Annotated in this window: 23 protein-coding genes; 14 read left to right on the forward strand and 9 right to left on the reverse strand. The window is 69.0% G+C overall.

All coding sequences use genetic code 11. The features are described 5' to 3' along the window. Positions 1-124: 124 nt before the first annotated feature. Entirely contained in the window at positions 125-1,147 is a 1,023-nt protein-coding gene (locus ACOCEP_RS23845; protein WP_482331206.1) for a YhjD/YihY/BrkB family envelope integrity protein, read from the forward strand. A gap of 16 nt (positions 1,148-1,163) precedes the next feature. Continuing rightward, positions 1,164-1,364, forward strand: coding sequence for a hypothetical protein (locus tag ACOCEP_RS23850; RefSeq protein WP_482331207.1), 201 nt, complete (start codon positions 1,164-1,166; stop codon positions 1,362-1,364). Between the two features lie 98 nt (positions 1,365-1,462). Here ACOCEP_RS23850 and ACOCEP_RS23855 read toward each other — a convergent pair whose 3' ends face one another. Genes ACOCEP_RS23855 through ACOCEP_RS23865 form a run of 3 tightly spaced genes read right to left on the reverse strand, consistent with a single transcriptional unit; the run spans position 1,463 to position 4,715 of the window. Then, entirely contained in the window at positions 1,463-2,626 is a 1,164-nt protein-coding gene (locus ACOCEP_RS23855; RefSeq protein WP_482331208.1) for a thiolase domain-containing protein, read from the reverse strand. After that, positions 2,623-3,678 (reverse strand): thiolase domain-containing protein, encoded by a 1,056-nt coding sequence (locus ACOCEP_RS23860; RefSeq protein ID WP_482331209.1) that lies wholly within the window; start codon positions 3,676-3,678, stop codon positions 2,623-2,625. The genes ACOCEP_RS23855 and ACOCEP_RS23860 overlap by 4 nt, the downstream gene beginning before the upstream one ends. Before the next feature lie 8 nt (positions 3,679-3,686). Then, positions 3,687-4,715, reverse strand: a complete 1,029-nt coding sequence (locus tag ACOCEP_RS23865; RefSeq protein ID WP_482331210.1) for a Zn-ribbon domain-containing OB-fold protein — start codon at positions 4,713-4,715, stop codon at positions 3,687-3,689. 52 nt (positions 4,716-4,767) lie between these two features. Here ACOCEP_RS23865 and ACOCEP_RS23870 point away from each other — a divergent pair, with 52 nt between their 5' ends. Further along, positions 4,768-6,327 (forward strand): acyl-CoA synthetase, encoded by a 1,560-nt coding sequence (locus ACOCEP_RS23870; protein ID WP_482331211.1) that lies wholly within the window; start codon positions 4,768-4,770, stop codon positions 6,325-6,327. 68 nt (positions 6,328-6,395) lie between these two features. Here the strand turns inward: ACOCEP_RS23870 and ACOCEP_RS23875 are convergent, their stop codons facing one another. After that, complete coding sequence (locus ACOCEP_RS23875) at positions 6,396-7,184, reverse strand: crotonase/enoyl-CoA hydratase family protein (protein WP_482331212.1); 789 nt, start codon at positions 7,182-7,184, stop codon at positions 6,396-6,398. A 58-nt stretch (positions 7,185-7,242) separates the two neighbouring features. Between ACOCEP_RS23875 and ACOCEP_RS23880 the strand changes: the two genes are divergently transcribed. Next, complete coding sequence (locus ACOCEP_RS23880) at positions 7,243-8,859, forward strand: acyl-CoA synthetase (protein ID WP_482331213.1); 1,617 nt, start codon at positions 7,243-7,245, stop codon at positions 8,857-8,859. An 8-nt stretch (positions 8,860-8,867) separates the two neighbouring features. Beyond that, a complete protein-coding gene (locus ACOCEP_RS23885) occupies positions 8,868-9,974 on the forward strand; it encodes an NAD(P)H-dependent flavin oxidoreductase (protein WP_037343648.1) in 1,107 nt (368 codons plus the stop codon). Positions 9,975-10,385: 411 nt separating this feature from the next. On the opposite strand, the gene ACOCEP_RS23890 is transcribed toward ACOCEP_RS23885, so the two are convergent. After that, positions 10,386-11,192 (reverse strand): S1 family peptidase, encoded by an 807-nt coding sequence (locus tag ACOCEP_RS23890; RefSeq protein WP_482331214.1) that lies wholly within the window; start codon positions 11,190-11,192, stop codon positions 10,386-10,388. 327 nt (positions 11,193-11,519) lie between these two features. Here ACOCEP_RS23890 and ACOCEP_RS23895 point away from each other — a divergent pair, with 327 nt between their 5' ends. The 9 genes from ACOCEP_RS23895 (at position 11,520) to ACOCEP_RS23935 (ending at position 19,098) form a co-directional block, all read left to right on the forward strand. Then, positions 11,520-12,296: a GntR family transcriptional regulator gene (locus ACOCEP_RS23895; RefSeq protein ID WP_125687912.1), complete on the forward strand. Its 777-nt coding sequence runs from the start codon at positions 11,520-11,522 to the stop codon at positions 12,294-12,296. A 183-nt stretch (positions 12,297-12,479) separates the two neighbouring features. Then, entirely contained in the window at positions 12,480-13,592 is a 1,113-nt protein-coding gene (locus ACOCEP_RS23900) for a TIGR03364 family FAD-dependent oxidoreductase (RefSeq protein ID WP_482331215.1), read from the forward strand. Beyond that, positions 13,586-14,260 (forward strand): phosphonatase-like hydrolase, encoded by a 675-nt coding sequence (locus ACOCEP_RS23905; protein WP_482339805.1) that lies wholly within the window; start codon positions 13,586-13,588, stop codon positions 14,258-14,260. Before ACOCEP_RS23900 ends, ACOCEP_RS23905 begins: the two co-directional genes overlap by 7 nt. Before the next feature lie 16 nt (positions 14,261-14,276). Then, a complete protein-coding gene (locus ACOCEP_RS23910) occupies positions 14,277-15,296 on the forward strand; it encodes a 2-aminoethylphosphonate ABC transporter substrate-binding protein (protein WP_482331216.1) in 1,020 nt (339 codons plus the stop codon). Then, positions 15,293-16,354 carry an ABC transporter ATP-binding protein gene (locus ACOCEP_RS23915; RefSeq protein ID WP_482331217.1) on the forward strand — a complete coding sequence of 354 codons (1,062 nt, stop codon included), beginning with the start codon at positions 15,293-15,295 and terminating at the stop codon, positions 16,352-16,354. The genes ACOCEP_RS23910 and ACOCEP_RS23915 overlap by 4 nt, the downstream gene beginning before the upstream one ends. Continuing rightward, complete coding sequence (locus tag ACOCEP_RS23920; protein ID WP_482331218.1) at positions 16,351-17,208, forward strand: 2-aminoethylphosphonate ABC transporter permease subunit; 858 nt, start codon at positions 16,351-16,353, stop codon at positions 17,206-17,208. Before ACOCEP_RS23915 ends, ACOCEP_RS23920 begins: the two co-directional genes overlap by 4 nt. Beyond that, a complete protein-coding gene (locus ACOCEP_RS23925) occupies positions 17,186-17,983 on the forward strand; it encodes an ABC transporter permease (protein WP_482331219.1) in 798 nt (265 codons plus the stop codon). Before ACOCEP_RS23920 ends, ACOCEP_RS23925 begins: the two co-directional genes overlap by 23 nt. 36 nt (positions 17,984-18,019) lie before the next feature. Then, entirely contained in the window at positions 18,020-18,496 is a 477-nt protein-coding gene (locus ACOCEP_RS23930; RefSeq protein WP_482331220.1) for a hypothetical protein, read from the forward strand. Between the two features lie 167 nt (positions 18,497-18,663). Next, positions 18,664-19,098, forward strand: a complete 435-nt coding sequence (locus ACOCEP_RS23935) for a hypothetical protein (RefSeq protein WP_482331222.1) — start codon at positions 18,664-18,666, stop codon at positions 19,096-19,098. Positions 19,099-19,306: 208 nt separating this feature from the next. Here the strand turns inward: ACOCEP_RS23935 and ACOCEP_RS23940 are convergent, their stop codons facing one another. The 4 genes from ACOCEP_RS23940 to ACOCEP_RS23955 form a co-directional block, all read right to left on the reverse strand. Next, positions 19,307-20,965 carry a fumarate hydratase gene (locus ACOCEP_RS23940; protein WP_482331223.1) on the reverse strand — a complete coding sequence of 553 codons (1,659 nt, stop codon included), beginning with the start codon at positions 20,963-20,965 and terminating at the stop codon, positions 19,307-19,309. Between the two features lie 344 nt (positions 20,966-21,309). Next, positions 21,310-22,341, reverse strand: a complete 1,032-nt coding sequence (locus ACOCEP_RS23945; protein WP_126731471.1) for a sigma-70 family RNA polymerase sigma factor — start codon at positions 22,339-22,341, stop codon at positions 21,310-21,312. A 263-nt stretch (positions 22,342-22,604) separates the two neighbouring features. Then, positions 22,605-23,030 carry a D-aminoacyl-tRNA deacylase gene (gene dtd, locus ACOCEP_RS23950; protein WP_482331224.1) on the reverse strand — a complete coding sequence of 142 codons (426 nt, stop codon included), beginning with the start codon at positions 23,028-23,030 and terminating at the stop codon, positions 22,605-22,607. Next, positions 23,030-24,526, reverse strand: a complete 1,497-nt coding sequence (locus ACOCEP_RS23955; protein WP_482331225.1) for a DUF7782 domain-containing protein — start codon at positions 24,524-24,526, stop codon at positions 23,030-23,032. Before ACOCEP_RS23955 ends, dtd begins: the two co-directional genes overlap by 1 nt. Between the last annotated feature and the right edge of the window lie 21 nt (positions 24,527-24,547).

A 24,547-nucleotide genomic window follows, 5' to 3' on the forward strand; every position in this document is an offset into this window, starting at 1 on the left:
CTCACGGCGTGCCTGCCGGTGAACCCGCGATAGCGGGCCTTCGGCCGGGGCCGTTTCACGCGTTCGGCCGCTTTGAGGGTGAGTCTCCAGCTCCGCCAACCCGCTCTGAGGTAGACATTGGCGTGTGAGGGAGAAGCGAACACCGACGAAATGGCAGCGGCTGCGTGCCCGCCACCGCTGGCTGGACCACGTGGCGCGGGCCGTGAACCGCTACATCGAGTACGGCGGTTACCACTACGTCGCGTCGATCACCTATTTCAGCCTGTTCTCGCTGGTGCCCATCCTCATGGTCGCGGTTTCGGTGGCGGGCTTCGTGCTGGCCAGCCAGCCGCAGCTGATCGAGTCGATGCTGAACGCGATCACCGGCACCCTGCCCGGCGGCCTCGGTGACAAGGCGGGGGAGCTTCTCACCGGATTCGTCGAGCAGCGCACCAGCGTCGGGATCATCGGTCTGATCATCGGCTTGTACTCCGGCTGGAACTGGATGAACTCGCTCCGCGACGCGCTCACCGCGCTGTGGGGCCAGAACCGGTCGGATCTCCCGCTCCTGCGCACGATCGCCGCGGACCTGCTCGCGCTGCTCGGCCTCGCGAGCGCGCTGCTGGTGTCCTTCGCCATCACCATTTCCGGGTCCGCGCTCGGCCGGTACCTGCTGGGGCTGGCGGGGGTGGACGACACCGCCTGGGGGCACAACGTGCTGTCGGCGATCTCGATTCCGTTGGCCTTGCTGGCCAACTGGCTCGTGTTCCTCTGGGTGCTCACGCGGCTGCCGCGGAAACCGGTCGGGGTCCGCAGCGCGATGCGGGGCGCGGTCGCGCTGGCGCTGGGCTTCGAACTCCTGAAGCTGGCCGGTGGGATCTATCTGCGCTTGATCGGGAACTCGCCGACCGGGGTCGCGTTCGGCTCCATCATCGGCCTGATCTTCTTCATCTCGCTGGTGGCCCGGATGCTGGTGTTCGTGACAGCCTGGACGGCGACCGCGCGCGACGCCCCGCCGGACCCGGTGCGGCCGCCCCCGCCCGTCGTGGTCCGGCCCGTGGTGGCGGCGCCCGATCGGCACGGGCTCAAGCCGGTGCTGGTGGGCGCGGTGACCGGGGTGGTCGCGACCTTGGCCGCGCAACGCCTCCGGCCGCGCCGCCGTCCCTGAGGTGAAGGAGGATTCGATGTCGAGTGACCGGATACCGTCTCTGGCCGATCTCGAGGGTTCGCGGGTGGATGAAGCGCGCTCGATATGCGAGGCCGCCGGGTTCGAGGTCCAGGTGGTCGACCGGGAACGCCACGAATTCGTGACCCTGGACCACCGGCCGAACAGGATCCGCTTGTATGTCAGACGGGGCAAGGTCGAAGAAGCCAAACGCGGCTGAGGGAGCGCTTGCCGGCGCGGCTCGGCGTGTCAGGAAAGGGTCGTTCAGGACGAAAAACGTCCTGAACGACCCTTTCCTGACATCGGACGGTCGCTGGTTCAGGAACCGGGCTTCGCCGACCCCACCACCCACATCGAGAAGAACTGCGAACCGCCGCCGTACGCGTGCCCGAGCGCGATCCGCGCGCCGTCGACCTGGTAGTCCCCGGCCCGGCCCATCACCTGTTTGGCCGCTTCGGAGAACCGCAGCATCCCCGACGCCCCGATCGGGTTCGACGACAGCACGCCGCCCGAAGGGTTGACCGGCAGCCGCCCGCCGAGCGCGGTCTCGCCGGCTTCGGTGAGTTTCCAGCCCTGACCTTCGTCGGTGAACCCCAGGTTCTCCAGCCACATCGGCTCGAACCACGAGAACGGCACATAGATCTCGGCGGCGTCCACTTCGGACAGTGGGTCGGTGATCCCGGCGTCGCGCCACAACGCGGCCGCGGCGTCGCGGCCGGCCTGGGGGTTGACCTGGTCGCGTCCGGCGAACGTGGTCGGTTCGGTGCGCATCGCGGTCGCGTGGATCCACGCCGCGCCACCGGGAACGGCGTCGCCCGACGCCTCGTCGCCGATCACCATCGCGCACGCGCCGTCGGACGACGGGCAGGTCTCGTCGTAGCGGATCGGATCCCACAGCATCTGCGACGCCTGTACCGACTCCACCGTGATGTCGGACTGCCGCAGATGCGCGTACGGATTCAGCGCGCCGTTGCGGCGGTCCTTGGCCGCGACGATCGCCCCGACGTGGTCGGGCGCTCCGGATCGCCGGATGTAGGACCGCACGTGCGGCGCGAAATAGCCGCCCGCCCCGGCGCCCACCGGCATCTGGAACGGCGGCAGGATCGACAGGCCCCACATCGCGTTCGATTCGGACTGCTTCTCGAAGGCCACGGTCAGCACCCGCTTGTGCACGCCGGCCTGCACGAGCGACGCCGCCACGAGCGCGGTCGACCCGCCGACCGAACCCGCGGTGTGCACGCGCAGCAACGGTTTCCCGGTCGCGCCGAGCGAGTCGGCGAGGAACAGTTCGGGCATCATCACGCCCTCGAACAGATCCGGCGCCTTGCCGAGGACGACCGCGTCGATGTCGTCCCAGCCGGTCCCCGCGTCGAGCATCGCGCGGTCGATGGCCTCCCGGAGCAGGCCGGGCATGGACACGTCGGTGCGTTTGGCCTTGTGGTGCGTCTGGCCGGTTCCCAGTACGGCCGCGAGGTGCTTCACGAGAGGACCTCCAAGGTCGCGACCAGGTTCTGCTGGAGGACGGGGCCGCTGGTCGCGTGGGCGAGGGTCTTGCGCGCGCTGCCGTCGAGGACGCGGTTCGCCGCCTCGCCGATCCGCGCCAGCCCCGCCGAGAACATCGGATTGCCGGTCAGGACGCCACCGGAGGGATTGATCCGCACCTGGTCGCCGAGGCCGAGCGCCTCACGCAGGATCAACTCCTGGTGGGTGAACGGCGCGTGCAGTTCCGCGATCTCGACGCCGTCGAGATCGAGTGCCCGTCCGGCGGCCGCCGTCGAGGGCGACTTGGTGAGGTCCCGGACACCGAGCGCGGGGGAGTCGACGCGGTGCTCGATCCCGGTGATCACCGCGGGGCTGTCAACGAGATCCGCCGCCCGTTCCGCCGAGGCGAGCACGAGCACGGCGGCGCCGTCGGTGATGGGCGCGATGTCGTGGGCCCGCAAGGGATCCGCGAAGTACGGGGCATCGAGAAGCTCCGCCACCTCGACCGTTCCCGAGAGCTGTGCGGCCGGATTCCCCGCGGCGTCCGCACGGCTGCGGGCGGCGACCTCGGCGAGATCCTTTTCCGACCAGAGCCCGGATTCGAGCCCCAGCCGCGCCTGGATCCCGGCGACGCTCACCGAATCCGGCCACAGCGGCGCGACGACGTAGGGATCCATCTGCAGGGCGAGCACCCGGCGCAACTGCCCGGCGGAAGACTTGCCGAAGCCGTAGACGAGCGCCGTGTCGACCTCGCCCATCCGGATCTTCAGCCACGCCTCGTACAACGCCCACGCGGCGTCCATCTCGACATGCGACTCGTGGATCGGCGGGAAGGCACCGATGGCGTCGACCGCGGCGATGAACGAGAACGCGCGGCCGGCGAGGTAGTCCGAGGAACCCGAGCACCAGAACCCGATGTCCTCTTTGGACAGACCGGTGCGGTCGAAGACCTCGGCGAAGATCGGCACCAGCATTTCCACGCCGTTGGTGGTGCCCGGGGTGCTGCGGACGTTGGGGGCCTGCGCGAAGCCCACGACTGCTACATCTGGCACGGTGGTCCTCACAGATGGTGGGCGAAGGATTCGTACGGCGCGTCGGGTTCGCCGGTCGGTTCGAAATGGCCGATGTTCTCCAGCGAGGTCCACCATTCGTCGCGCGGTTTCCACGCGGCCCGGACCCGCATGCCCATCCGGACGTCGGCGGCGTCGCAGCCGAGGACCAGGTGCAGGAACGCGATGTCCGCGCCGTCGAGCAGGATGTACGCGGCCACGTACGGCGGTTTGATCTTCTGGCCGAGGAACGGCACGTTCACGATGCAGAACGTGGTGACGATGCCGGTGTCGGGCAGTTCGACCTCGTCGGTGGTCGGCACGCCGTCGGTCGGGCACGCGCCGCGCGGCGGGATGTAGACCTTCTCGCACGACGGGCAGCGCTGGCCGATCAGCTTCCCCTCCGCGAGCCCGCGCAGGTACCGGCTTTCCTCGGGCGACGCGGAATGCTCGTAGCGCAGGTGGATCGGCGTGATCACCACGCTGACCGGCGCGCCCTCCTCGCGTTTCGCGACCGGGGGAGGCGCCTCGGTGGGTTCGGTGTCGGGCCCGTCGGCGGGGACGAAGTAGGCGATGTCCCGGATGTGGCCGACGGTCTCGTCCGCCCAGCGGATCCGCACGCGTTGTCCGGTGTGGACTCTTCCGGGCGTGCCCGCGTCGACGGCGTGCAGGATCGAGGTGTCGGCGCCGTCGAGCCGGATCAACGCCCACGCGAACGGCCGTGACAACGGCTGGCCGTCGACGGGTTCGGCGATCCAGGACCAGGAGACGATCTCGCCCTCGGAGGCCACCGGGACGAACTCGGACAGGGCTTCGGCGGTCACGGGGTCGTACTCCAAGGGGGGCACGTGGACGCGGCCGTCGCTGCCCCGGACGCCTTCGACGCGGCGCTCGCGCAGGGCGTCGACGAACCGGCCGAGTACCGGGCCGACCGAACGCGTGTAGTCGAAGCCCACGTTGAGCGGGGCCGACAGCGGGAGTTCAGGTGCGCTCACGTTCTGAGTGAAACATGTTCTCGATTTCTCGGCAAGATCGGCCATCTAGGCTTGGCTGGCGGTTGCCCTTGAGTGGAACGCGTTCTAGATTCGCGGTATGTCGACTGCTACCGGGACCCTTGGGGTCTGGAATATCGCCGCGCAGGAGCCCGAGCGGGTCGCGCTCGTCGATCCGGACGGCCGTTCGATCGGCTACGGGGACCTCGCCGCGAAAGCGAACGCGTACGCCCGGGGGCTGCAGGCGCTCGGGCTGGAGGCCGGGGACGTGGTCGTCGTCCTGCAGCCCAACGGCGACGAACTCGTGGCGGCCTATTTCGCCGCCATCCAATCCGGTCTGTACATCGTGGTGGTCAACTGGCATCTGGTCGGGCCGGAGGTCGCGTACATCCTGTCCGACAGCGGCGCCAAGGCCTTCCTCGCGCACGAACGGTTCGCCGACGTCGCGATCGCCGCCGCGGACGAGGCCGGGATCCCGGAACGCGGCCGGTTCGCCGTCGGCGACGTCGAGGGTTTCCGCCGGATCGAGGAACTCGGCTCCGGTGAGGGCGACGGCCGTCCGGAGCGGCGCACGGCGGGCTCGCCAATGCTCTACACGTCGGGTACCACGGGGCGGCCCAAGGGTGTCCGGCGGCCGCTGACCGGCGCCGACCCCGACTCCGTTCCGGCCGCGTCGACGTGGTTCTTCGGGATCTTCGGCCTGGCGCCGCACGACGCCCATGTGCATCTGTGCGGATCGCCGCTCTATCACACGGCCGTGCTCAACTTCGTCGCGATCTCCCTGCAGCTGGGCCATACCGCGGTGCTGATGGACCGCTGGGACGCCGAGGACATGTTGCGGCTGATCGAGCGGCACCGCGTCACGCACAGCCATATGGTCCCGACGCAGTTCCGCCGCCTGCTCGCCCTTCCGGACGACGTCCGCGCGGCCTACGACCTGAGTTCGCTGCGCGTGATGATCCACGGCGCCGCCCCGTGCCCGCTGGAGGTCAAACGCCGGATGCTCGACTGGTGGGGCCCGGTCGTCACCGAGTACTACGCGGCCACCGAAGGCGGTGGGACGGCGATCTCGGGCGAGGAATGGCTGAAGAAACCGGGTTCGGTGGGGCTGCCGTGGCCGGGTTCGACGATCAAGATCCTCGACGACGAGGGCACGGAGCTGTCCGCCGGTGAGACCGGCACGGTGTACATGAAGATGGGCGACTCGAAGTTCGAGTACCACAAGGACCGGGCGAAGACGGACAAGGCGCGGGTCGGGGACCTGTTCACCCTCGGCGACGTCGGGCATCTCGACGAGGACGGCTACCTCTTCCTGCACGACCGCAAGGCGGACCTGATCATCTCGGGCGGGGTCAACATCTATCCGGCGGAGATCGAGGGCGAGCTGGTGATGCATCCGAAGATCGCCGACGTCGCGGTGTTCGGTGTCCCGCACGAGGACTGGGGCGAGGCGATCAAGGCCGTCGTCGAGCCCGCGGACGGGGTCGAGCCCTCCGAGGAGCTGACCGCGGAGATCCTCGAGTACGCGGCGTCGCGGTTGGCGAAGTTCAAGCTCCCGCGTTCCGTCGACTACTTGCCCGAACTCCCGCGCGACCCGAACGGGAAGCTCTACAAGCGCAAGCTCCGCGACCCGTACTGGGAGGGCCACCGCGCCCCCTGACGCGTTTCGTCCTCTGGATGCGGTAGTTCGCCGGCGAACTACCGCATCCAGAGGACGAAACGCGGGAGTCAGCGGCCTCGGAAGACGGGCTTGCGCTTCTCGGCGAAGGCGCGGGGGCCTTCCTTCGCGTCTTCGCTCGCGAAGACCTCGATGCCGTACTGGGCGTCGAGCTTGAAGGCCTCTTCCTCGTGCATGCCCTCGGTGTCGCGCATCGTCTTGAGGATCGCGCGGATCGCCAAGGGGCCGTTGGCGGAGATGAGGCTTGCGAGTTCCAGCGCTCTGTCGAGTGCCTTGCCGTCCGGAACGACGTGGCCGATCAGGCCGATCTCCAGCGCCTCGGCCGCGGTGATGTGGCGTCCGGTCAGCAGCAGGTCGGCGGCGACGGTGTACGGGATCTGGCGGGGGAGCCGCACGGCCGAACCGCCCATCGGGAACAGGCTCCACCGCGCCTCGGACACGCCGAACTTCGCGCTCTCGCCCGCGACGCGGATGTCGGTACCTTGAAGGATCTCGGTCCCGCCCGCGATCGCCGGTCCTTCGACGGCCGCGATCAACGGCTTCGTCAGCCGCCGCCCTTTCAACAGTCCCTCGATCTTGCTGGGGTCGAAGGTGCCCTTCTCGAACGAATCGGACGGCGAGTTCTTCGACATCGACTTCAGATCCGCGCCCGCGCAGAACGCGCCGCCCGCTCCAGTGAGCACGCAGCACCGGACGTCGTCGTCCTCGTCGACCCGGTTCCACGCCTCGACCATGATCCCGAGCATCTCGCCGCTGAGCGCGTTGCGGGCCTCCGGTCGGTTCATCGTGACCACGAGGGTGTGTCCGATCTTTTCCACCAGCGCATGCGGTTCGCCCACCTGAACCTCCCATAGAGCGGCCATTGCCCAGAACGATAACATGTTCTACTTTGAGGAAGTGGCACTCAACATCGCGGATCTACTCGAGCACGCCGTCGACGCCGTGCCGGAGCGCATCGCGGTCGTCTGCGGCGATCGGCGGGTCACCTTCGCCGAACTGGAAGAGCGCGCCAACCGGCTGGCGCACCACCTCGCCGCACACGGCGTGGGACCCGGATCCCACATCGGTGTCTATTCCCGGAACTCGATCGAGGCCCTGGAATCGATGATCGCCGCGTACAAGCTGCGCGCGATCGCGGTCAACGTCAACTACCGCTACGTCCACGGCGAACTGCGGTACCTGTTCGACAACGCCGACCTCGTGGCGCTGGTCCACGAACGCGGGTATTCGGACAAGGTCGCCGCCGTCCTGCCGGAAACCCCGAAACTGAAACACGTTGTCGTCGTCGAAGACGGAAGCGACGGCGACTACTCGTCCTACGGCGGCGTGGACTACGAAGCCGCGCTCGCCGAGGGTTCCCCCGAGCGGGACTTCGCCGAGCGCAGTGCCGACGACATCTACATCCTCTACACCGGCGGCACCACCGGCTATCCCAAGGGTGTCCTGTGGCGCCACGAGGACATCTGGCGCGCGCTCGGCGGCGGCATCAACTTCGTCACCGGCGAGTACGTCCCGGACGAATGGACGCTCGCCGAACAGGGCAAGTCGGGCAGCCTGGTCCGGCTCCCGGCCGCGCCCCTGATCCACGGTGCCGCGCAGTGGGCCGCGTTCGGCGCGCTGTTCACCGGCAGCCCGGTCGTGTTCGTCCCGCGGTTCGACGCGCACGAGGTCTGGAAAGCCGTGCAGGACAACAAGGTCCAGGTGCTCACCATCGTCGGCGACGCGATGGCGCGGCCGCTGATCGACGCCTACCGCGAGGGCGACTACGACGCGTCGTCGATCGTGGCGGTGTCGAGTCACGCCGCCCTGTTCTCCCAGTCGGTGAAGCAGGAATTCCTGTCGCTGCTCCCGCATGTGGTGATCACCGACGCGATCGGCTCGTCCGAAAGCGGGTTCACCGGCATCGGCATGGTCAGCAAGGACAGCGATCATTCCGCCGGGCCGAGGGTCAACTTCGGCAAGGACGCGATCCTGGTGGACGACGAGGGCGCGCTGGTCGAGCCGAAACCGGGCGCGATCGGCCTGATCGCCCGGCGCGGGCACGTCCCGCTCGGGTACTACAAGGATCCCGCGAAGACCGAGAAGATCTTCGTCGAGGTCGACGGCAAGCGGTACGTCGTCCCGGGTGACTATGCGCGCTACGAGGAAGACCTCACGGTGACCCTGCTCGGCCGGGGGTCGCAATGCGTGAACACCGGCGGCGAGAAGGTGTACCCGGAAGAGGTCGAGGGCGCGCTCAAATCGCATCCGGACGTCTTCGACGCACTCGTCATCGGCATCCCCGACGACCGGCTCGGCCAGCGGGTGGCCGCGGTGATCCAGCCACGCTCGGGCAAGGAGCTCGACGTCGCCGCGCTCGAAGCCCACGTGCGGACCGAGATCGCCGGCTACAAGGTGCCGCGCAGTCTCTGGCTCGCCGAGGAGATCGGGCGCTCGCCCAGCGGGAAACCGGACTATCCCTGGGCGCAGCGCTACGCCGCCGAGCACGAGCCCGTCACCATCCAACCGGCGTAAGGAGTTTCATGCGGACGTCTCTGTGCGACCGGCTCGGGATCGACCTGCCGATCGTCGGGTTCACCCCGTCCGAGCACGTGGCCGCGGCGATCAGCCGGGCGGGTGGTCTGGGCGTGCTGGGTTGCGTGCGGTTCAACGACGCGGCCGAGCTCGACGCCGTCCTGTCCTGGATGGACGAGAACACCGGCGGGAAGCCGTACGGCGTCGACATCGTGATGCCGGCGAAGATCCCGGCCGAAGGGACGTCGATCGATCTCGCGAAGCACATTCCCCAGGAGCATCGCGACTTCGTGGAACGGACGCTGCGCGACCTCGCGGTACCGCCGCTGCCGGACGACACCGACGAACGCGCCGGTGTGCTGGGCTGGCTGCATTCGGTCGCCCGGTCCCATGTCGAGGTCGCGCTGAAACACCCGATCCGGTTGATCGCGAACGCGCTGGGGTCACCACCGGTGGACGTCATCGAGCAGTGTCACGCGAAGGGCGTGCCGGTCGCGGCGTTGGCGGGCAAGGCCGAACACGCCGTGCGGCATGTCGACAACGGCGTCGACATCGTTGTGGCACAAGGTTATGAGGCGGGCGGGCACACCGGCGAGATCGCGTCGATGGTCCTGCTGCCCGAAGTGGTGGACGCCGTCGGCGACCGCGTGCCGGTGCTCGCCGCCGGTGGGATCGGCTCGGGCAGGCAGGTCGCGGCCGCGCTCGCGCTGGGCGCGTCCGGGGTCTGGATGGGCTCCTTCTGGCTCGCCACCGAGGAATACCTCCAAACCATGGGGGAATCCGAGGCGATGCAGCGGGCACTGGTCGCGGCGGGGTCGTCCGACACCGTCCGGACGCGGATCTACACCGGCAAACCGGCGCGGCTGCTCAAGACGCGGTGGACCGAGGCGTGGGCCGCGCCCGACGCGCCCGAGCCGCTGCCGATGCCGTTGCAGAACCTGTTGGTCTCCCACGCGCACAACCGGATCCACCACGCGGCGGATCCGAGCGTGGTCTCGATGCCGGTGGGGCAGATCGTCGGGCGGATGGACCGGGTGCGCCCGGTCGCCGACGTGATCGCGGAACTGGTGTCGGGCTACGAAGAGACACTGTCGCGTTTGGACAAGACCCGCTGACGTCGTGTCAGGTGAGCTGAAGGGGACTTTGCCCGCGTGAGATGCGGGGAAAGTCCCCCTTCGCTTCGACTCCGCCGGTTGGCGGTTCCCGGGAAGGGTTGCGAAAGCCACTTTCGCAACCTTGAACGTTGCGAAAGTGGCTCTCGCAACGCGTCGGCGCCTACCCGCCGCAGGGCTACCCCGCCCGACACCTCACCGCCGCTTCGGACGTCGCGAAAGCCACTTTCGAGACATCAGACGTCCCGAAAGTGGCTTTCGCGACACCACGTTCGCAGAGCGAGGTGAAGGGGACTTTCAGTGCGTGCGATGTGCGGAAAGTCCCTTGCGCCCGTCCAGGCTTCCGAAAGCAGAAAGCCCCCTCCACCACGCCGTTGTGGTGAAGGGAGCTTTCAGGGCATACCGTGCGAGAGGCTAGAGACCGGCGGCCGCGTTCTTGATCGCGGTCGCGAAGGTGCTCACCTCGGTGTAGACGCCGGGAGCGTGCGCCCGCGCGCACCCCTCGCCCCAGCTGGTGATGCCGACCTGGATCCAGGCACCGGCGCTGTCGCGACGGAACATCGGGCCGCCCGAGTCACCCTGGCAGGTGTCGACGCCGCCGGAGGCGACGTTGCCCGCGCAGATCTCGGCGCTGTCGATCAGGTCGGCGTAGCTGCCGCCCTGCGCCTTGCAGGTCGAGTCGGAGACGAACGGGACGTTGGCCTTGAGCAGGTACCGCTGTTGCGCCCCGCCCTCGGTCGCCGCGCCCCAGCCGGCGACGGTGAACGTGCCGCTGTTGTTGGCGGTGCTGGTGGCGATCGGCAGCGTCGGGATGCCGCTGACCGGGCTGGCGAGCTTGATCAGGGCCCAGTCACCGCCGGTGGAGGTGGGGTAGGTCGGCGACCGGTGCACGTAGGTCGACTTGACCTTCTTGGCCGCGGTGCTCTGCAGGTCCACGACGCCGAGGGTGGCGGTGATCCCCGTGTTGGCCCCGGTCCGCGACACGCAGTGCGCGGCCGTCAGCACGATCTGCGGGGTGTAGAGCGCACCGCCGCAACCCATGGAAAGCCTTACCATCCAAGGAAATTCGCCCTGAGCGGCGCGAGTGCCACCGACCACGTCGGTGGACGGCGGCTGCGCGGCGACGGCTTGCGGAGCCGTGGCGAGACCCGCCAGGGTTCCGGCCGCCGCGACGGCGATCAGGGACTTTTTGAGCAGGCTGAACCGACGCTTGATGTTCAAGGGTTCATTCCTTCCGGCTGTCCACAGTGGAGGCAGGGAGACTGACTGCGGCCAACTGACTACAGCAGGTGGGCATACACCGGGACAACCAACTTTCTTCGGATCTTTCGGCCGATGGTGGTGATTAACGGACGTCCGTGCCCGCCTGCCGACCAATGGCGTAGTCCGGAGCGCCCAACGCCTCTACTCCTGGACGGGCGGCCGCCGGAACCGCCGGAAGGCTGAACGCCTGTCGAGAGGTGCCCTTTCGGCCACGAGTGTGAGCGTGGCATGAACACTTCGTTCGGGTCAGTACAGGCATGGGGAATCGGGCCTAGGATCTGGATCGTGAAAGCGCGTTCGCCTAGACTGCATCCCCCCGCCGACGGCCCGGTCCGGGACGGAATTCCCGAGCACGGCCGCATTCCCCGCTATTACGCGGTCAAAGTCGATCTGCTCGACGTGATCTCCGAATTGGGCCAAGGAGCGGTACTGCCCACTGAAAGGGAACTATCCGAAAGATTCGAGGTTTCCCGCGCGACGGTCCGCCAGGCCGTCGGTGAACTCGTGCTCGAAGGGCGGCTGAGCAGGCGGCAGGGGAGCGGCACGTACGTCGCGGGCCCCAAGCTCGTCCAGCCGCTCGCTCTGGTGAGTTACACCGAAGGACTCAGGAGGCAGGGTATTCAGCCGGGCCGGAATTTGATCTCTTTGGAACGCCGTGAGGCGGGCCCGTCGCTGGCTTCGGAACTGGAAATCGATCCCGAAGACGACGTCATCCACATCGAACGGGTGCTGCTCGCCGACGACGAGCGGGTCGGGCTCGAATCGACCTATCTCACCGCCGCGCGATTCCCGACGCTGATGGATGTGTTCGATCCCACACAGTCGCTGTACGCCTGTTTGCGGGAACGGCTGGGGGTGGTCTTCGACGGCGCCGAGGAGCGGGTCGAGACCGTGCTCGCCACGCCCCGGGAGGCTCTGCTGATCGGGACGAACCCGGCGCTGCCGATGCTGCTGATGCACCGGACGTCGTGGGGGCCCGACGGTGTCCCGTTCGAGCGCGTCCGGTCACTGTTCCGCGGCGACCGGCTCTCCTTCGAGACCCGGCTGGGCCGCGTGGAGTAGCCACCTGCCGCATTTGGTCCTCTGAACGCGATATTTGCGGTTTCAACGACCGCATTTAGAGGGCGAAACGCGAGGGTAATGTAACGCGAAGATAACAGGTCTGGTCCACATTTCGGTGGCGCTTCACCTGGAGTTAGAACCTGGGTCACGGAGCGTTGGTGCGCGCAGGCGAGCGTCTGCGGTGTGCGAATCCTCATCATCGGCGGCGGAGTGCTCGGCACTCAGCACGCCTGGCAGGCCGTCGAACGCGGCCACGACGTCGTCCAGATCGAACGCGAACCCGAGGCCAGGGGCGCGTCCGTGCGCAACTTCGGCCTGGTCTGGGTCGGTGGCCGCGCCAGTGGTCCCGAACTGGAGACGGCCGCCCGGGCGCGAGTGCTGTGGGAGCGCATCGGGGAACGCGTCGATGGCATCGGCTTCCGGCCGAACGGCTCACTCACCGTCGTCCGCACGGAGGCCGAACTCGCGGTCGCCGAGGCCGCGGCCGCGAGCACGGAGGACCGCGGTTTCAAGCTGCTCGACGCCACCGAGATCCGCGAGCTGAACCCGGCGCTGCGCGGCGACTTCCTCGGCGCGCTCTGGTGCGACCGCGACGCCGCCGTCGAACCGCGCGTCGCCCAGCCCGCCCTGCGCGCCGAGCTGGCGAAATCCGGCCGCTACACCTGGGTGCCCGGCCGCGAGATCCGGGACCTGACCGATCGCGGCGTCGTCGACGACACGGGTGAGACCCACGAAGGCGACGTCGTCGTGCTGTGCACCGGAGCCTGGACCGGGGGCCTGGTCAAGGAGCTCGCCGGGCCGGCCCCGGTCCGCCGCGTGCGGCTGCAGATGGCCCAGACCGAGCCGCTCGGGGAAACCCTCACCACCACGGTCGCCGACGCGGACAGCTTCCGTTACTACCCGGCATACCGCGGCGACGCGCTCGACGGCCTCAACACCGGGCAGCCGCAGGGTGAGATCGCCGCGGCCCACAAGATGCAGCTGCTCATGGTCCAGCGTCTCGACGGCTCGCTGACCATCGGCGACACCCACGAATACGACGAGCCCTTCTCGTTCGACACCACCGAAGCCCCGTACGACCATCTGGCCGAGGTCGCCGGCGCGCTGCTCGGACGGCCGCTCCCGCGGATCGCCCGCCGCTGGGCCGGGGTCTACGCCCAGACCACCGACCCCACCCGGATCGTGCACCGCGCCCGCGTCGCGGACAACGCGTGGCTCGTCACCGGACCGGGTGGCCGGGGGATGACCTGTTCCCCCGCCATCGCCGAAGACACCGCAGAGGAGCTCTCCTGGTGAACACCGAACTCGTCGTCCTGGACATGGCCGGGACCACCGTCGCCGACGACGGCCTGGTCATCCGCGCCTTCACCGCCGCGATCGCCGCCGCCGGAGTGTCCGAAGAGGACAGCCGCTTCCCCGGAATGCTCGACTACGTCGTCGAAACGATGGGGCAGTCCAAGATCGTCGTCTTCCGGGCCCTGCTCGACGGGGACGAGGAACGCGCCCAGCGCGCGAACACCGCTTTCCAGGACGCCTACGAGAAACTCGTCGCCGACGGCCACTGCGAGCCGATCCCCGGCGCCGAGGAGACGATCCAGGACCTGCGCGCCCGCGGCGTCAAGGTCGCGCTCACCACCGGTTTCGCTCCTGCCACGCAGAACGCGATCCTGGACGCGCTGGGCTGGCACGGCCTCGCCGACGCCGTGCTGGCGCCGGGCGACGGAGTGCGCGGCCGCCCGTTCCCCGACCTCGTCCTCGCTGCCGCGCTGCGGCTCGAAATCACCGACGTCCGCCGCGTCGCCGTCGCCGGTGACACCGCTTCGGACGTCCAGACCGGGCTGCGGTCCGGCGCCTCGATCGTCGCCGGCGTGCTCACCGGATCGGCGAAGAAACCGGAACTCGAAGCAGCCGGCGCCACCCACGTCCTCGAATCCGTCCGCGACCTCCCCACCCTGCTGTCCTAAAAGGAGCTTTGACGACATGAAGAAACTCGCGGCCACCGCCCTCGCCGGGCTGCTCGCCCTCACCCTGGGCGCCTGCGGCGGGACCGCCGGTGGCGCGTCCGGCGACCAGACCGTCACGCTGTACACAGTGGACGGTCTCGAAGACTGGTACGCCCAGCGCATCGAGGAGTTCAAGGCCAAGACCGGGATCACCGTCCAGGCGGTGACCGCCGGATCCGGCGAGGTCGCCTCCCGGGTGGAGAAGGAGAAGGCCAACACCCAGGCCGACATCCTGGTCACGCTCCCGCCGTTCATCCAGCGGGCCGCGTCGCAGGGCCTGCTCGCCGCCACGGCGCCCGCCGGGATCGACCAGGTCGCCGCCGGGCAGAAGGACGGCCAGGGCCGTTACTTCGCGATCATGAACAACTACCTCAGCTTCATCCGCAACCCGCAGGCCTCGCCCAAGACCTGGGACGACCTTCTGTCCCCGTCGCTCAAGGGCAAGCTCCAGTACTCGACCCCCGGCGAGGCGGGCGACGGCACCGCGGTCCTGCTGCAGCTCCAGCACGTCCTCGGCGACCAGGGCGCGCTCGACTACCTCGCGAAGCTCGAAGCCAACAACGTCGGCCCGTCGTCCTCCACCGGCAAACTGCAGCCGAAGGTGGCCAAGGCCGAGATCCTGGTGGCCAACGGCGACGTCCAGATGAACCTCGCCGCGATCGAGAAGAGCAGCGGTTTCGAGGTCTTCTTCCCGGCCGACGCGCAGGGCAAGCGCTCCACCTTCGCCCTCCCGTATTACGCGGGCCTGGTGAACAACGCGCCGCACGCCGAGAACGCCAAGAAGTTCCTGGACTTCCTCCTCTCGTCCGAAGTGCAGGGCAAGGTCGTCGACGCCTTCGGCGCCCCGTCGCGGACCGACGTCACGCCGTCCGGGCCGCGGGCGGACAAGGTGAAGGCCGCCCTCGACGGCGTCGAGATCTGGCAGCCGGACTGGGACGCCGTCCTCGCGAAGCTCGACGCCGACCTCGCCGCGTACAAGAAGGCCGTCGGCCGATGACCCCGGCGGTCGAATTCCGCGGGGTGTCCGTCCGCTTCGGCCAGACGACCGCCCTCTCGCCACTGGAGCTCACCGTGGCGAGAGGGGAGACGCTGGCGATGCTCGGGCCGTCCGGTTCCGGCAAGTCGACGGCCTTGAAGGCCCTCGCGGGTTTCGTCGTGCCGAGCACCGGCCGGGTCCTGCTCGACGGCGAGGACGTCACCGGACTACCGCCGCACCGGCGCGGCCTCGGCGTCGTCGTGCAGAGTTACGCGCTGTTCCCGCACATGCGGGTCGAGGCCAACGTCGCGTTCGGCCTCAAGGCACGGAAAACACCTCGGGCCGAGACGGCGCGCCGGGTCGCCGAGGCACTGGAACTGGTCGGGATGGGCAAGTACGCCCGCCGCTACCCGCGTGAACTTTCGGGCGGGCAGCAGCAGCGCGTCGCGCTCGCGCGGGCCTTGGCGATCCGGCCGCGGGTGCTGCTGCTCGACGAACCACTGTCCGCTTTGGACGCCGCCCTGCGCGAGGACATGGTCGCGGAGCTGCTGCGGCTGCGGGCCGAACTTCCCGACACCACGCTGATCTACGTCACCCACGACCAGGGCGAGGCGCTGGCGCTGGCCGACCGGATCGCCGTCATGCGCGACTCGAAGCTCGTCGAACTCGGCCCGAGCCGTGAGCTGTATCAGCGTCCGTCGACCGAGTTCACCGCGAGCTTCCTCGGCGCCTCCAACCTCATCCCGGTCGAACTGATCCACGCCGACGGCACCCGCGTCCGGCTCGGTGACCGCGAGCTGGCGGCCGATCCGTCCGGGACCTTCCGGGCGGGGCAGCCCGTCGCGCTCGGCGTCCGGCCGCATCGGGTCGGGATCACCGAGGCGGACGCCCCCGGTGCGTTGCCCGCGGTGCTGCGCGGCGTCCAGTGGCGGGGCACGGGCTTCCGGCTCGACCTCGAACTCGCGCACAACGGGGACGAGGTCCGGGCCGAAGTACCGGACATCGAAGGGCTGCCGAAAGTGGGGGAGCGGGTCGGAGTGTCCATTCCGGACGGTTGCCCGCTGGTGGGCGTCGGATGACCGGCCTCGCGCTCGCCACCACGGCGGCGGCACCGGCGCGGCGGCGGGAGAAGCGACCCGGGCGCGGCTGGTTCCTGCTGCCGCCGGTGCTCGTCCTGCTCGGCTTCTTCGGCTACCCGCTCGTGCTGGTCGTCCTCCAGTCCCTCGAATCGAAGACGGGTGAGTTCGGGTTTTCGGTGTGGCTGGACGTCCTGGGCTCGGCGGAATTCCGGGACGCCGCCTGGAAGACCGTCGCGCTCGCGCTCGGCGCCACCGCGGGCTGCGTGGTGCTGGGGACGTTCCTCGCGCTGGTGATCGCGTTCGTGCCGTTCCCCGGCGCGCGGACGCTTTCGCGGCTGGTGGACACCGTGCTCGCGTTCCCGTCGTTCCTCATCGCGCTGGCGTTCACCTTCATCTACGGCAGCGCCGGGATCCTGGGCGCGGGCGGGTTCCTGTACTCGCCGTTCGGGATCCTGCTGGCGGAGATCACCTTCTACACGCCGTTCGTGATGCGGCCCGCGCTCGCCGCGTTCGGCCAGGTCTCGTCGGCGCAGATGGAGGTCGCGGCCAGTCTCGGCGCGAAACCGGGCCGCGTGCTGCGCCAGGTCATCCTGCCGGAGGCCTTGCCGTCACTGGCTTCCGGCGCGTGCCTGACCATGCTGCTGGCGATGAACGAGTTCGGCATCGTGCTGTTCCTCGGCGCCAAGGATGTCACGACGCTGCCGATGCTGGTCTACGGCAAGGGAATCGTCACCTTCGACTTCCCGCAGGCCTGTGTCATCGCGGTGGTCAACGTGGTCTTCTCCCTTGCCCTGTACGGAACCTATCGGCGTCTGACGAAGGGAGGCCGTCGTGCTGCTGTGGACCAGGCGTAGCCGCGTCCTGCTGTGGGCGGTGTTCGCGGTGCTGTTCACCGCGATCGTGCTGGCGCCGCTGCTGATGATCGTGCTGGCGTCGGTCGCCGGGAACTGGACGGGACTGCTGCCGGGCGCGCTCACCGGCTCGCATTTCGCGCAGGCACTGTCCGGGGAGACGTTCGCGAGCCTCTCGGTGAGCATCCAGACGGGTGTCATCGCGTCGCTGGTGTCGGTGCTGCTGGGGACGTGGGCCGCGCTCGCCGCACAGTCCGCTGGAGACCGGGTCCGGAAAGCCGTCGACACCCTGTTCCACCTGCCGATCGCCGTGCCGTCGGTGGTGCTGGGGCTGGCGCTGCTGGTCGCCTTCAGCCGTCCGCCGCTCGCCTTCAACGGCACGCGCTGGATCGTGCTGCTGGGCCACGTGATGATCCTGCTGCCGTTCTCCTACAGCACGGTCTCCGCCGCCATCGCGCGGATGGACCCGCTGCTGGCACAGGCCGCGGCGAGTCTCGGCGCGTCGCCGGTCCGCGTGCTGCTGCGGGTGCGGCTGCCGGTCCTGCTGCCGTCGATCTCGGCGTCGGCGAGCCTCGCGCTGGCGATGTCGATGGGCGAACTGGGCGCGACGATGATGCTGTATCCACCGGACTGGCGCACGCTGCCCGCGAGCATTTTCGCGCTCACGGACCGGGGCCAGGTGTTCCTGGCGTCGGCGAGCACCGTGCTCCTGCTGGCCATGACGCTCGCCGGGGTGGTGATCCTCGGCCTGGTCCGCGGCCGCGCGGCCCAGCGTTGACGCAACCCTCGGTGAGCTTCGTTCCGTCCTGAAGCCATGAACAACGCAGCGAAGACGCTGGGCGCGGGGCTCGTGCTCGCCGCGACGGCGGCCTGCGGGGCGGGCGGCCCCGGAGCTCCGGCGAACACGAGCACCCCTCCGATCGTCACCACAGTCACCACACCTTCGGATCTGCCCACCTCGCTCCCGGCGAGCCCGCCGGGAGCGAAACCACCGATGTCGCGGCCGACCGCCGGCCCGCCGCCCTCGGACAAGATGCTGCCGCCGTCGCAGGTCGAGACCAAACTGCCCGCTCAGGTCAGCGCCGAGAACAGCGGCCTGAACGTGCACCTCGAACTGAGCGGCTGCGACGAGGCGAGGGCGAACCTCGCCGAGGAGAACACGCAGCGGGTCGTGGTCACCGTGACCATCGACCACGGGAAGCCGGGGCAGATGTGCCCGCAGGTGATCCGCTACGCCGTCCTGCCGGTGAAACTCGCCGAGCCGCTCGGCACCCGGACCGTCGTTCTGTGAACGGTCCGGGATGCAACCCCGCGGCGGTCTCGTTCCGTCCCAGTCACATGAGGTACTTAACGAATGTCATCGGCCTTGGCCTGATCGTCGTTGCGGTATCCGCCTGCGGGGCGCAGAACCAGGCAGCGGAGCCCGCGGCCGGACCCGGGAGCGGCACCCTGAGTACCGTGCCGCCGTCCCCGACCGCGCCGCCGTCCTCCTCGCCGTCCTCCTCGCCGTCCTCCTCGCCGGCCCCCGCGCCGAGCAGCAAGCCGGGAAGCCAGCCGGGTGTGCCGGGCGCGCCTCGCCAGGAGGTTCCGGAAGGCAGCACCAAGCTGCCGGACAAGCAGCTCGACGCGTCGGCACTGCCCGCGGACTATCCGCGTGAGGTGTACACCAGCAACGGCGGGACGATCCTGAACGTCCGCGGCCAGGAAGGCGGCTGCGGGCACGCGACGGCGGAGGCCGCGCAGCAGGACGGGACCAGGGTCACCGTCAACCTGACCGAACTGAAGGGCCAGACCGGCCAGATGTGCACGATGGACATCCGGCATCCGGTGCTCTCGGTGACGCTGTCGGCGCCGCTGGGGGAGCGGACCGTGGTCCTGAAGCAGATGCGATAACCCCTACGCACGCTATGAACGGTCCGTTCCTCGCAAAATTTGCGAGGAACGGACCGTTCCTAGCGTCCTGCCCTGGCGAAAGTACGTGAAGGCCCCCTTCACTGCGTCTAGCGCAGTGAAGGGGGCCTTCACGTACTGCGACATGGTGCGAAGGTCGAGTTTCCTCGGCTCAGCCGAGGGAAGGGGCCTTCACGGACCGGAGCGTGGACTACCGGAAGCTGATCTGCAGCACCGGTTCCGAGGTGGCCTCGAAGAAGTCGTTGCCCTTGTCGTCGATCACGATGAACGCGGGGAAGTCCTCGACCTCGATCTTCCAGACCGCTTCCATCCCCAGTTCGGCGTACTCGAGCACGTCGACCTTCTTGATGCAGTCCTGCGCGAGCCGCGCGGCCGGGCCGCCGATCGAGCCGAGGTAGAACCCGCCGTGCTCGTTGCACGCCGCGGTCACCTTCTTGGACCGGTTGCCCTTCGCCAGCATCACCAGCGAACCGCCCGCGGCCTGGAACTGCTCGACGTAGGAGTCCATGCGGCCCGCGGTGGTCGGCCCGAAGGAGCCCGACGCGTAGCCCTCGGGCGTCTTCGCCGGGCCCGCGTAGTACACGGGGTGGTCGCGAAGGTACTGAGGCATCTCTTCACCCGCGTCGAGCCGCTCGGCGATCTTCGCGTGCGCGATGTCGCGGGCGACGACGAGCGGACCGGTCAGCGACAGACGGGTCTTCACCGGCAGCTGCGAGAGCTGGGCGCGGATCTCGGCCATCGGCCGGTTGAGGTCGACGGTCACCACCTCGTCGGACAGGTCGTCCTCGGTGACGTCCGGCAGGAACTGCGCCGGGTCGCGCTCCAGCTGCTCCAGGAACACGCCGTCGGCGGTGATCTTCGCCTTCGCCTGGCGGTCGGCCGAGCACGACACGGCGACACCGACCGGGCAGGACGCGCCGTGGCGCGGGAGGCGGATCACGCGGACGTCGTGGCAGAAGTACTTGCCGCCGAACTGCGCGCCGATGCCGAACTGGCGCGTCATCTCCAGCACCTGCTGTTCGAGGTCGACGTCGCGGAAACCGTGACCCAGCTCGGAACCCTCGGTGGGCAGGTCGTCGAGATACCGCGCCGAAGCGAGCTTCGCGACCTTCAGGTTGAACTCCGCCGACGTGCCGCCGACGACGATCGCGAGGTGGTACGGCGGGCAGGCCGCGGTGCCGAGGCCGCGCAGCTTCTCGTCGAGGAACTTCGCGAGCCGCTTCGGGTTCAGGACGGCTTTCGTTTCCTGATAGAGGAACGTCTTGTTCGCGCTGCCGCCGCCCTTGGCCATGAACAGGAATTCGTAGCTGGGGTCGCCCTGTCCATCTTTGTGATAGAGCTCGATCTGCGCGGGCAAGTTGGTGCCGGTATTGCGCTCATCCCAGAAATTCACCGGCGCCATCTGCGAATAGCGCAGATTCAACTCCTGATAGGCGTCGAAAATACCTCGGGACAGCGCGCGCTCGTCGTCGGCGCCGGTGAGTACGCCTTCGCCGCGTTTGCCGATCACGATCGCGGTGCCGGTGTCCTGGCACATCGGCAGGACACCGCCGGCGGAGATCGCCGCGTTGCGCAGCAGGTCCATCGCGACGAACCGGTCGTTGCCGCTGGCCTCGGGATCGTCGACGATCGCCCGCAGCTGCGCCAGGTGTGACGAGCGCAACAGGTGCTGGATGTCGGTGATCGCGGTCTTGGCGAGCTTGGTCAGCACCTCGGGCGCGACCTTGAGGAACTTCCGGCCCGCGGCTTCGACGACCTCGACACCTTCGGTGCCGATCAGCCGGTACTCGGTGCGGGTGTCCTTGGCGAGGGGAAGGACTTCGGTGTGCTGGAACGTGGTGGGCGCCACTGCGCGGGCTCCTTTGCCGGCATCGGGAACCCGCCCACGGTACCCAAGCCCCGGGCCCGGTCCGGAGAGGGCCTCGTGAGTGGTAAGGACGGTTAGAACCGTCCTTACCACTCACGAGACGCGGGACCGAGTGCAATTCCCGCCCTGCATTTTGTCGCCGCGCCCCACAAAGAGTTCGGGAGGCCGGGCCCACCCCGACGGACCCGACCTCCCGGGGAAAGCGATCCGGGCGCGAACACCCGACCGCGAAGACTTATTACCTGCTCGACGGTCTCGTGACGCAGGTCATAAGTCAACGCTGCCGAACGGGTGTTGCTTTTTCCGCGCCGAAAGGCTCTATGGCGTTACGAAGCGTAGGCGCGCAGGCGGTCCGCCCGCTCACCCTGACGCAGTTTCGACATGACCTCTCGCTCGATCTGCCGAACGCGCTCACGGGAGAGCCCGAAGTGCTTGCCGATCTGGTCGAGCGTGCGCGGCTGGCCGTCGTCGAGGCCGTAGCGCAGGCGGATCACCTGGGACTCGCGGTCGTCCAGCGTCGCGAGCACACGGCGCAGGTCGTCCTGGAGCAGACCGGAGATCACGGCGCTCTCGGCGTCGGTCGCCTCGGAGTCCTCGATGAAGTCACCGAGCGGGGCGTCCTCCTCGGTACCGACCGGCATGTCGAGGCTCACCGGGTCACGCGAGTGGTCGAGCAGGTCGGAGATCTTGTGCGCCGGGATACCCGATTCGGCGGCCAGCTCCTCGTGGGTGGCGTCCCGGCCGAGCTGCTGGTGCAGGTCGCGCTTGATCCGGGCCAGCTTGTTCACCTGTTCCACCAGGTGGACCGGCAGCCGGATGGTGCGTCCCTGGTCGGCCATCCCCCTGGTGATGGCCTGGCGGATCCACCAGGTGGCGTACGTCGAGAACTTGAACCCCTTGGAGTAGTCGAACTTCTCCACCGCGCGGATCAGGCCCAGGTTCCCCTCCTGGATCAGATCGAGCAGCGGCATCCCCCGGCCGGTGTAGCGCTTCGCGAGCGAGACCACGAGGCGGAGGTTGGCCTCCAGCAGGTGGTTCTTCGCGATGTGGCCGTCACGCACGAGGGCGGACATCTCCGAACGCCGCTTCGGTGTGAGCCCCTCGGCCGTGTCGAGCATGTGCTGGGCGAACACGCCGGCTTCGATGCGCTTGGCCAGCTCGACCTCGTCGGCGGCGGACAGCAGCGCCGTCTTGCCGATTCCGTTGAGGTACACGCGAACGAGGTCCGCGGCCGGGCTCTGGGCGTCGAGGTCGGCGTCGGTGAGCGCCCCCGTGCTCACCGGCTCCTGGGTGGATTGCGCCGGGATACGGCGCTCGCGAATCCCGCGCGCTTCGCGTTCGAGAGTCTGGACTGACATTCTGCCTCCCCGGTCACGGGCTGAACGTGCTGCTGTCGTCCGCCGGGTCCGGCTCGGGTAGCAGGCCCTGTGGAAAACCGGCTACTCCTCCTCGGCCCAGCTTGGCTGGACACTTGGCTCAACGCCGGGAGGTCCGAAAACGTTCCCGGCCGCTACAGAGGAGACGGGCGGCTGACCTGGGGCGTTGCTCCACCAACCCTGAGCTTTTCCTGAGAATGCCCGTGCCCGGGAGAAAGCAGTGCCCAATCGAAGAGACGTGTGGTCTAGACCTCTATGACAAGGGTGAACGGACCGTCGTTCACGCTCCGCACCGCCATCATGGCCCCGAAGCGGCCGGTTTCGACCCGCGCGCCGCGTTCGCGCAACGCGTCGACGACGGCCGTCACGAGGGGTTCGGCGACCTCGGGCCGGGCGGCCGCCGTCCAGGACGGACGGCGGCCTTTGCGGGTGTCGCCGTAAAGAGTGAACTGGCTTACGACGAGCAGGGGAGCGCCGGTGGTGGCGCAGGACTCCTCGTCGCGAAGTATGCGAGCTTCGTGCAGTTTGCGGGCCATCGTCGGCACCTTGGACACGTCGTCGTCGACGTGGATCCCCAGCAGCACCAGCAAACCCGGCTCGTCGATGGCACCGGTCACCTCGTCGCCGACGGTCACGCTCGCTTCCGTGACCCTCGCCACCACCGCCCGCATCAGACGGCCGGCAGCAGCATGCCGTGGCGGACCAGCTCCCGGACCACGGGCAGCGCGGCCTCGGCCAGCTCCTCGGGTTCGAGGCCCTGAGCGGCCGCCAGGAGCACGATCAGGTCCTCCAGGGGAAGCGCGCCCTGACAGCCCGCGAGCAGCCGTGTCGCGAGTTCGTCCACTTCGTGCGACCACCCGGGACCGTCGGTGCGGTGCAGCCGCTGGACCGTGGTGGCCCAGCCCTCCTCGCCCGGCTCGGCGACGCTCTCCAGAAGTACGGTGTCCGGTACGCGGAAACGGACATCGAGGAGCGAATCGCCGTTGGCGCGAAGCCATTCCACCCGATCCAGCCAATTCGCGGCCTCGGCGCCCAGCGGGTCGTCGTAGGCCTGGCGCAGGTCCTCGCACACGATCGTCGGGGTCGCGCCGCCCGCCCGCCGAAGCGTGACGAAGCCGAACCCGATGCCCTGGACGTCGTTTTCGTCGAACCAGTCGAGCCACGCTCCGGATTTCGCGCGGCCTTCGGGAGACCGCGGGTCGATGCCGGCGTCGCGCAGCCACGTGCCGACATACAGCCCCGGGTCCGCGATGTCCCGCTGGACGAACCACGCGTCGGTCTCGGCGGGCAGCCAGCGGGTCACCCGATCGCCCCAGTCCTCGCCCTTCACGTGCAGCCAGGAGGCAAGGAGCTGGCCGGTACCGCCGTCGTTGAGGAACCCGGGAAGCTGCCGCACCACGAGCGCGCTGGCGTCGTCACCCGCCAGGCCGGAGTCGCGGTAGGTGTAGTCGACCCGCGGCGGGCCGACCACGAACGGCGGATTGCACACGATCTGGTCGAACCGGCGCCGCGCGACCGGCGCGAACCACTCGCCCCGGACGAGTTCGACGTCCAGTTCGTTGAGCCGGAACGTGGCCGCGGCGAGCGCCAGCGCGCGGGCCGAGACGTCGGTCGCGGTGACCTTCTTCGCGTGCCGGGTGGCGTGCAGCGCTTGGACGCCGTTGCCGGTGCCGACGTCGAGCAGGCTGCCGACCTCGCGGCGGCTGGTGGCCCGGATCAGGCTGAGGGAGGCGTGCCCGACCCCGAGCACGTGGTCTTCGGGCACGGTGCGGCCCAGGATGTCGGCGTCGAGGTCGGCGACGACCCACCACGAGCCTTCGTCGTCACCGTGCGGGCGGACGTCGAGACCGGCGCGGTAGCCGTCTGCCACGGGCACGAGCAGGGTGGCGGCGACCGCGTCATCGAGGGAGAGTGGCGCGAAAGCGGCCTCGACGTCCTTCTCCGGTTCGGTCGAACCCAGGAGGAACAGCCGGATCAGCGTGCCGAGCTCACCCGCGTCGCGCGTCGCGCGGTAGGCGAGTTCGGGTTCGCCGCGCCCGAGGGCGCCGTGGGCGGAACCGAGGGCGCCGACCACGCCGTCGGCGTCGTAACCCGTCCGGCGGAAGGCGTCACGGAGCCTCGCGCAAACGTCGTCGGACAGGTCGGGGAGGGCCGCTCGTGTGCTCACGTTCGGTAATACTGCCAGGAT

Source organism: Amycolatopsis sp. CA-211722, assembly GCF_056828465.1.

What these genes read in the sequence shown, in the direction of transcription:
- ACOCEP_RS23850 (WP_482331207.1), top strand. Translation starts at nt 1,164, where the DNA reads ATGTCGAGTGACCGGATACCGTCTCTGGCCGATCTCGAGGGTTCGCGG.
- ACOCEP_RS23865 (WP_482331210.1), bottom strand. Translation starts at nt 4,715, where the DNA reads ATGGCCGATCTTGCCGAGAAATCGAGAACATGTTTCACTCAGAACGTG.
- ACOCEP_RS23870 (WP_482331211.1), top strand. Translation starts at nt 4,768, where the DNA reads ATGTCGACTGCTACCGGGACCCTTGGGGTCTGGAATATCGCCGCGCAG.
- ACOCEP_RS23885 (WP_037343648.1), top strand. Translation starts at nt 8,868, where the DNA reads ATGCGGACGTCTCTGTGCGACCGGCTCGGGATCGACCTGCCGATCGTC.
- ACOCEP_RS23910 (WP_482331216.1), top strand. Translation starts at nt 14,277, where the DNA reads ATGAAGAAACTCGCGGCCACCGCCCTCGCCGGGCTGCTCGCCCTCACC.
- ACOCEP_RS23915 (WP_482331217.1), top strand. Translation starts at nt 15,293, where the DNA reads ATGACCCCGGCGGTCGAATTCCGCGGGGTGTCCGTCCGCTTCGGCCAG.
- ACOCEP_RS23920 (WP_482331218.1), top strand. Translation starts at nt 16,351, where the DNA reads ATGACCGGCCTCGCGCTCGCCACCACGGCGGCGGCACCGGCGCGGCGG.
- ACOCEP_RS23930 (WP_482331220.1), top strand. Translation starts at nt 18,020, where the DNA reads ATGAACAACGCAGCGAAGACGCTGGGCGCGGGGCTCGTGCTCGCCGCG.
- ACOCEP_RS23945 (WP_126731471.1), bottom strand. Translation starts at nt 22,341, where the DNA reads ATGTCAGTCCAGACTCTCGAACGCGAAGCGCGCGGGATTCGCGAGCGC.
- dtd (WP_482331224.1), bottom strand. Translation starts at nt 23,030, where the DNA reads ATGCGGGCGGTGGTGGCGAGGGTCACGGAAGCGAGCGTGACCGTCGGC.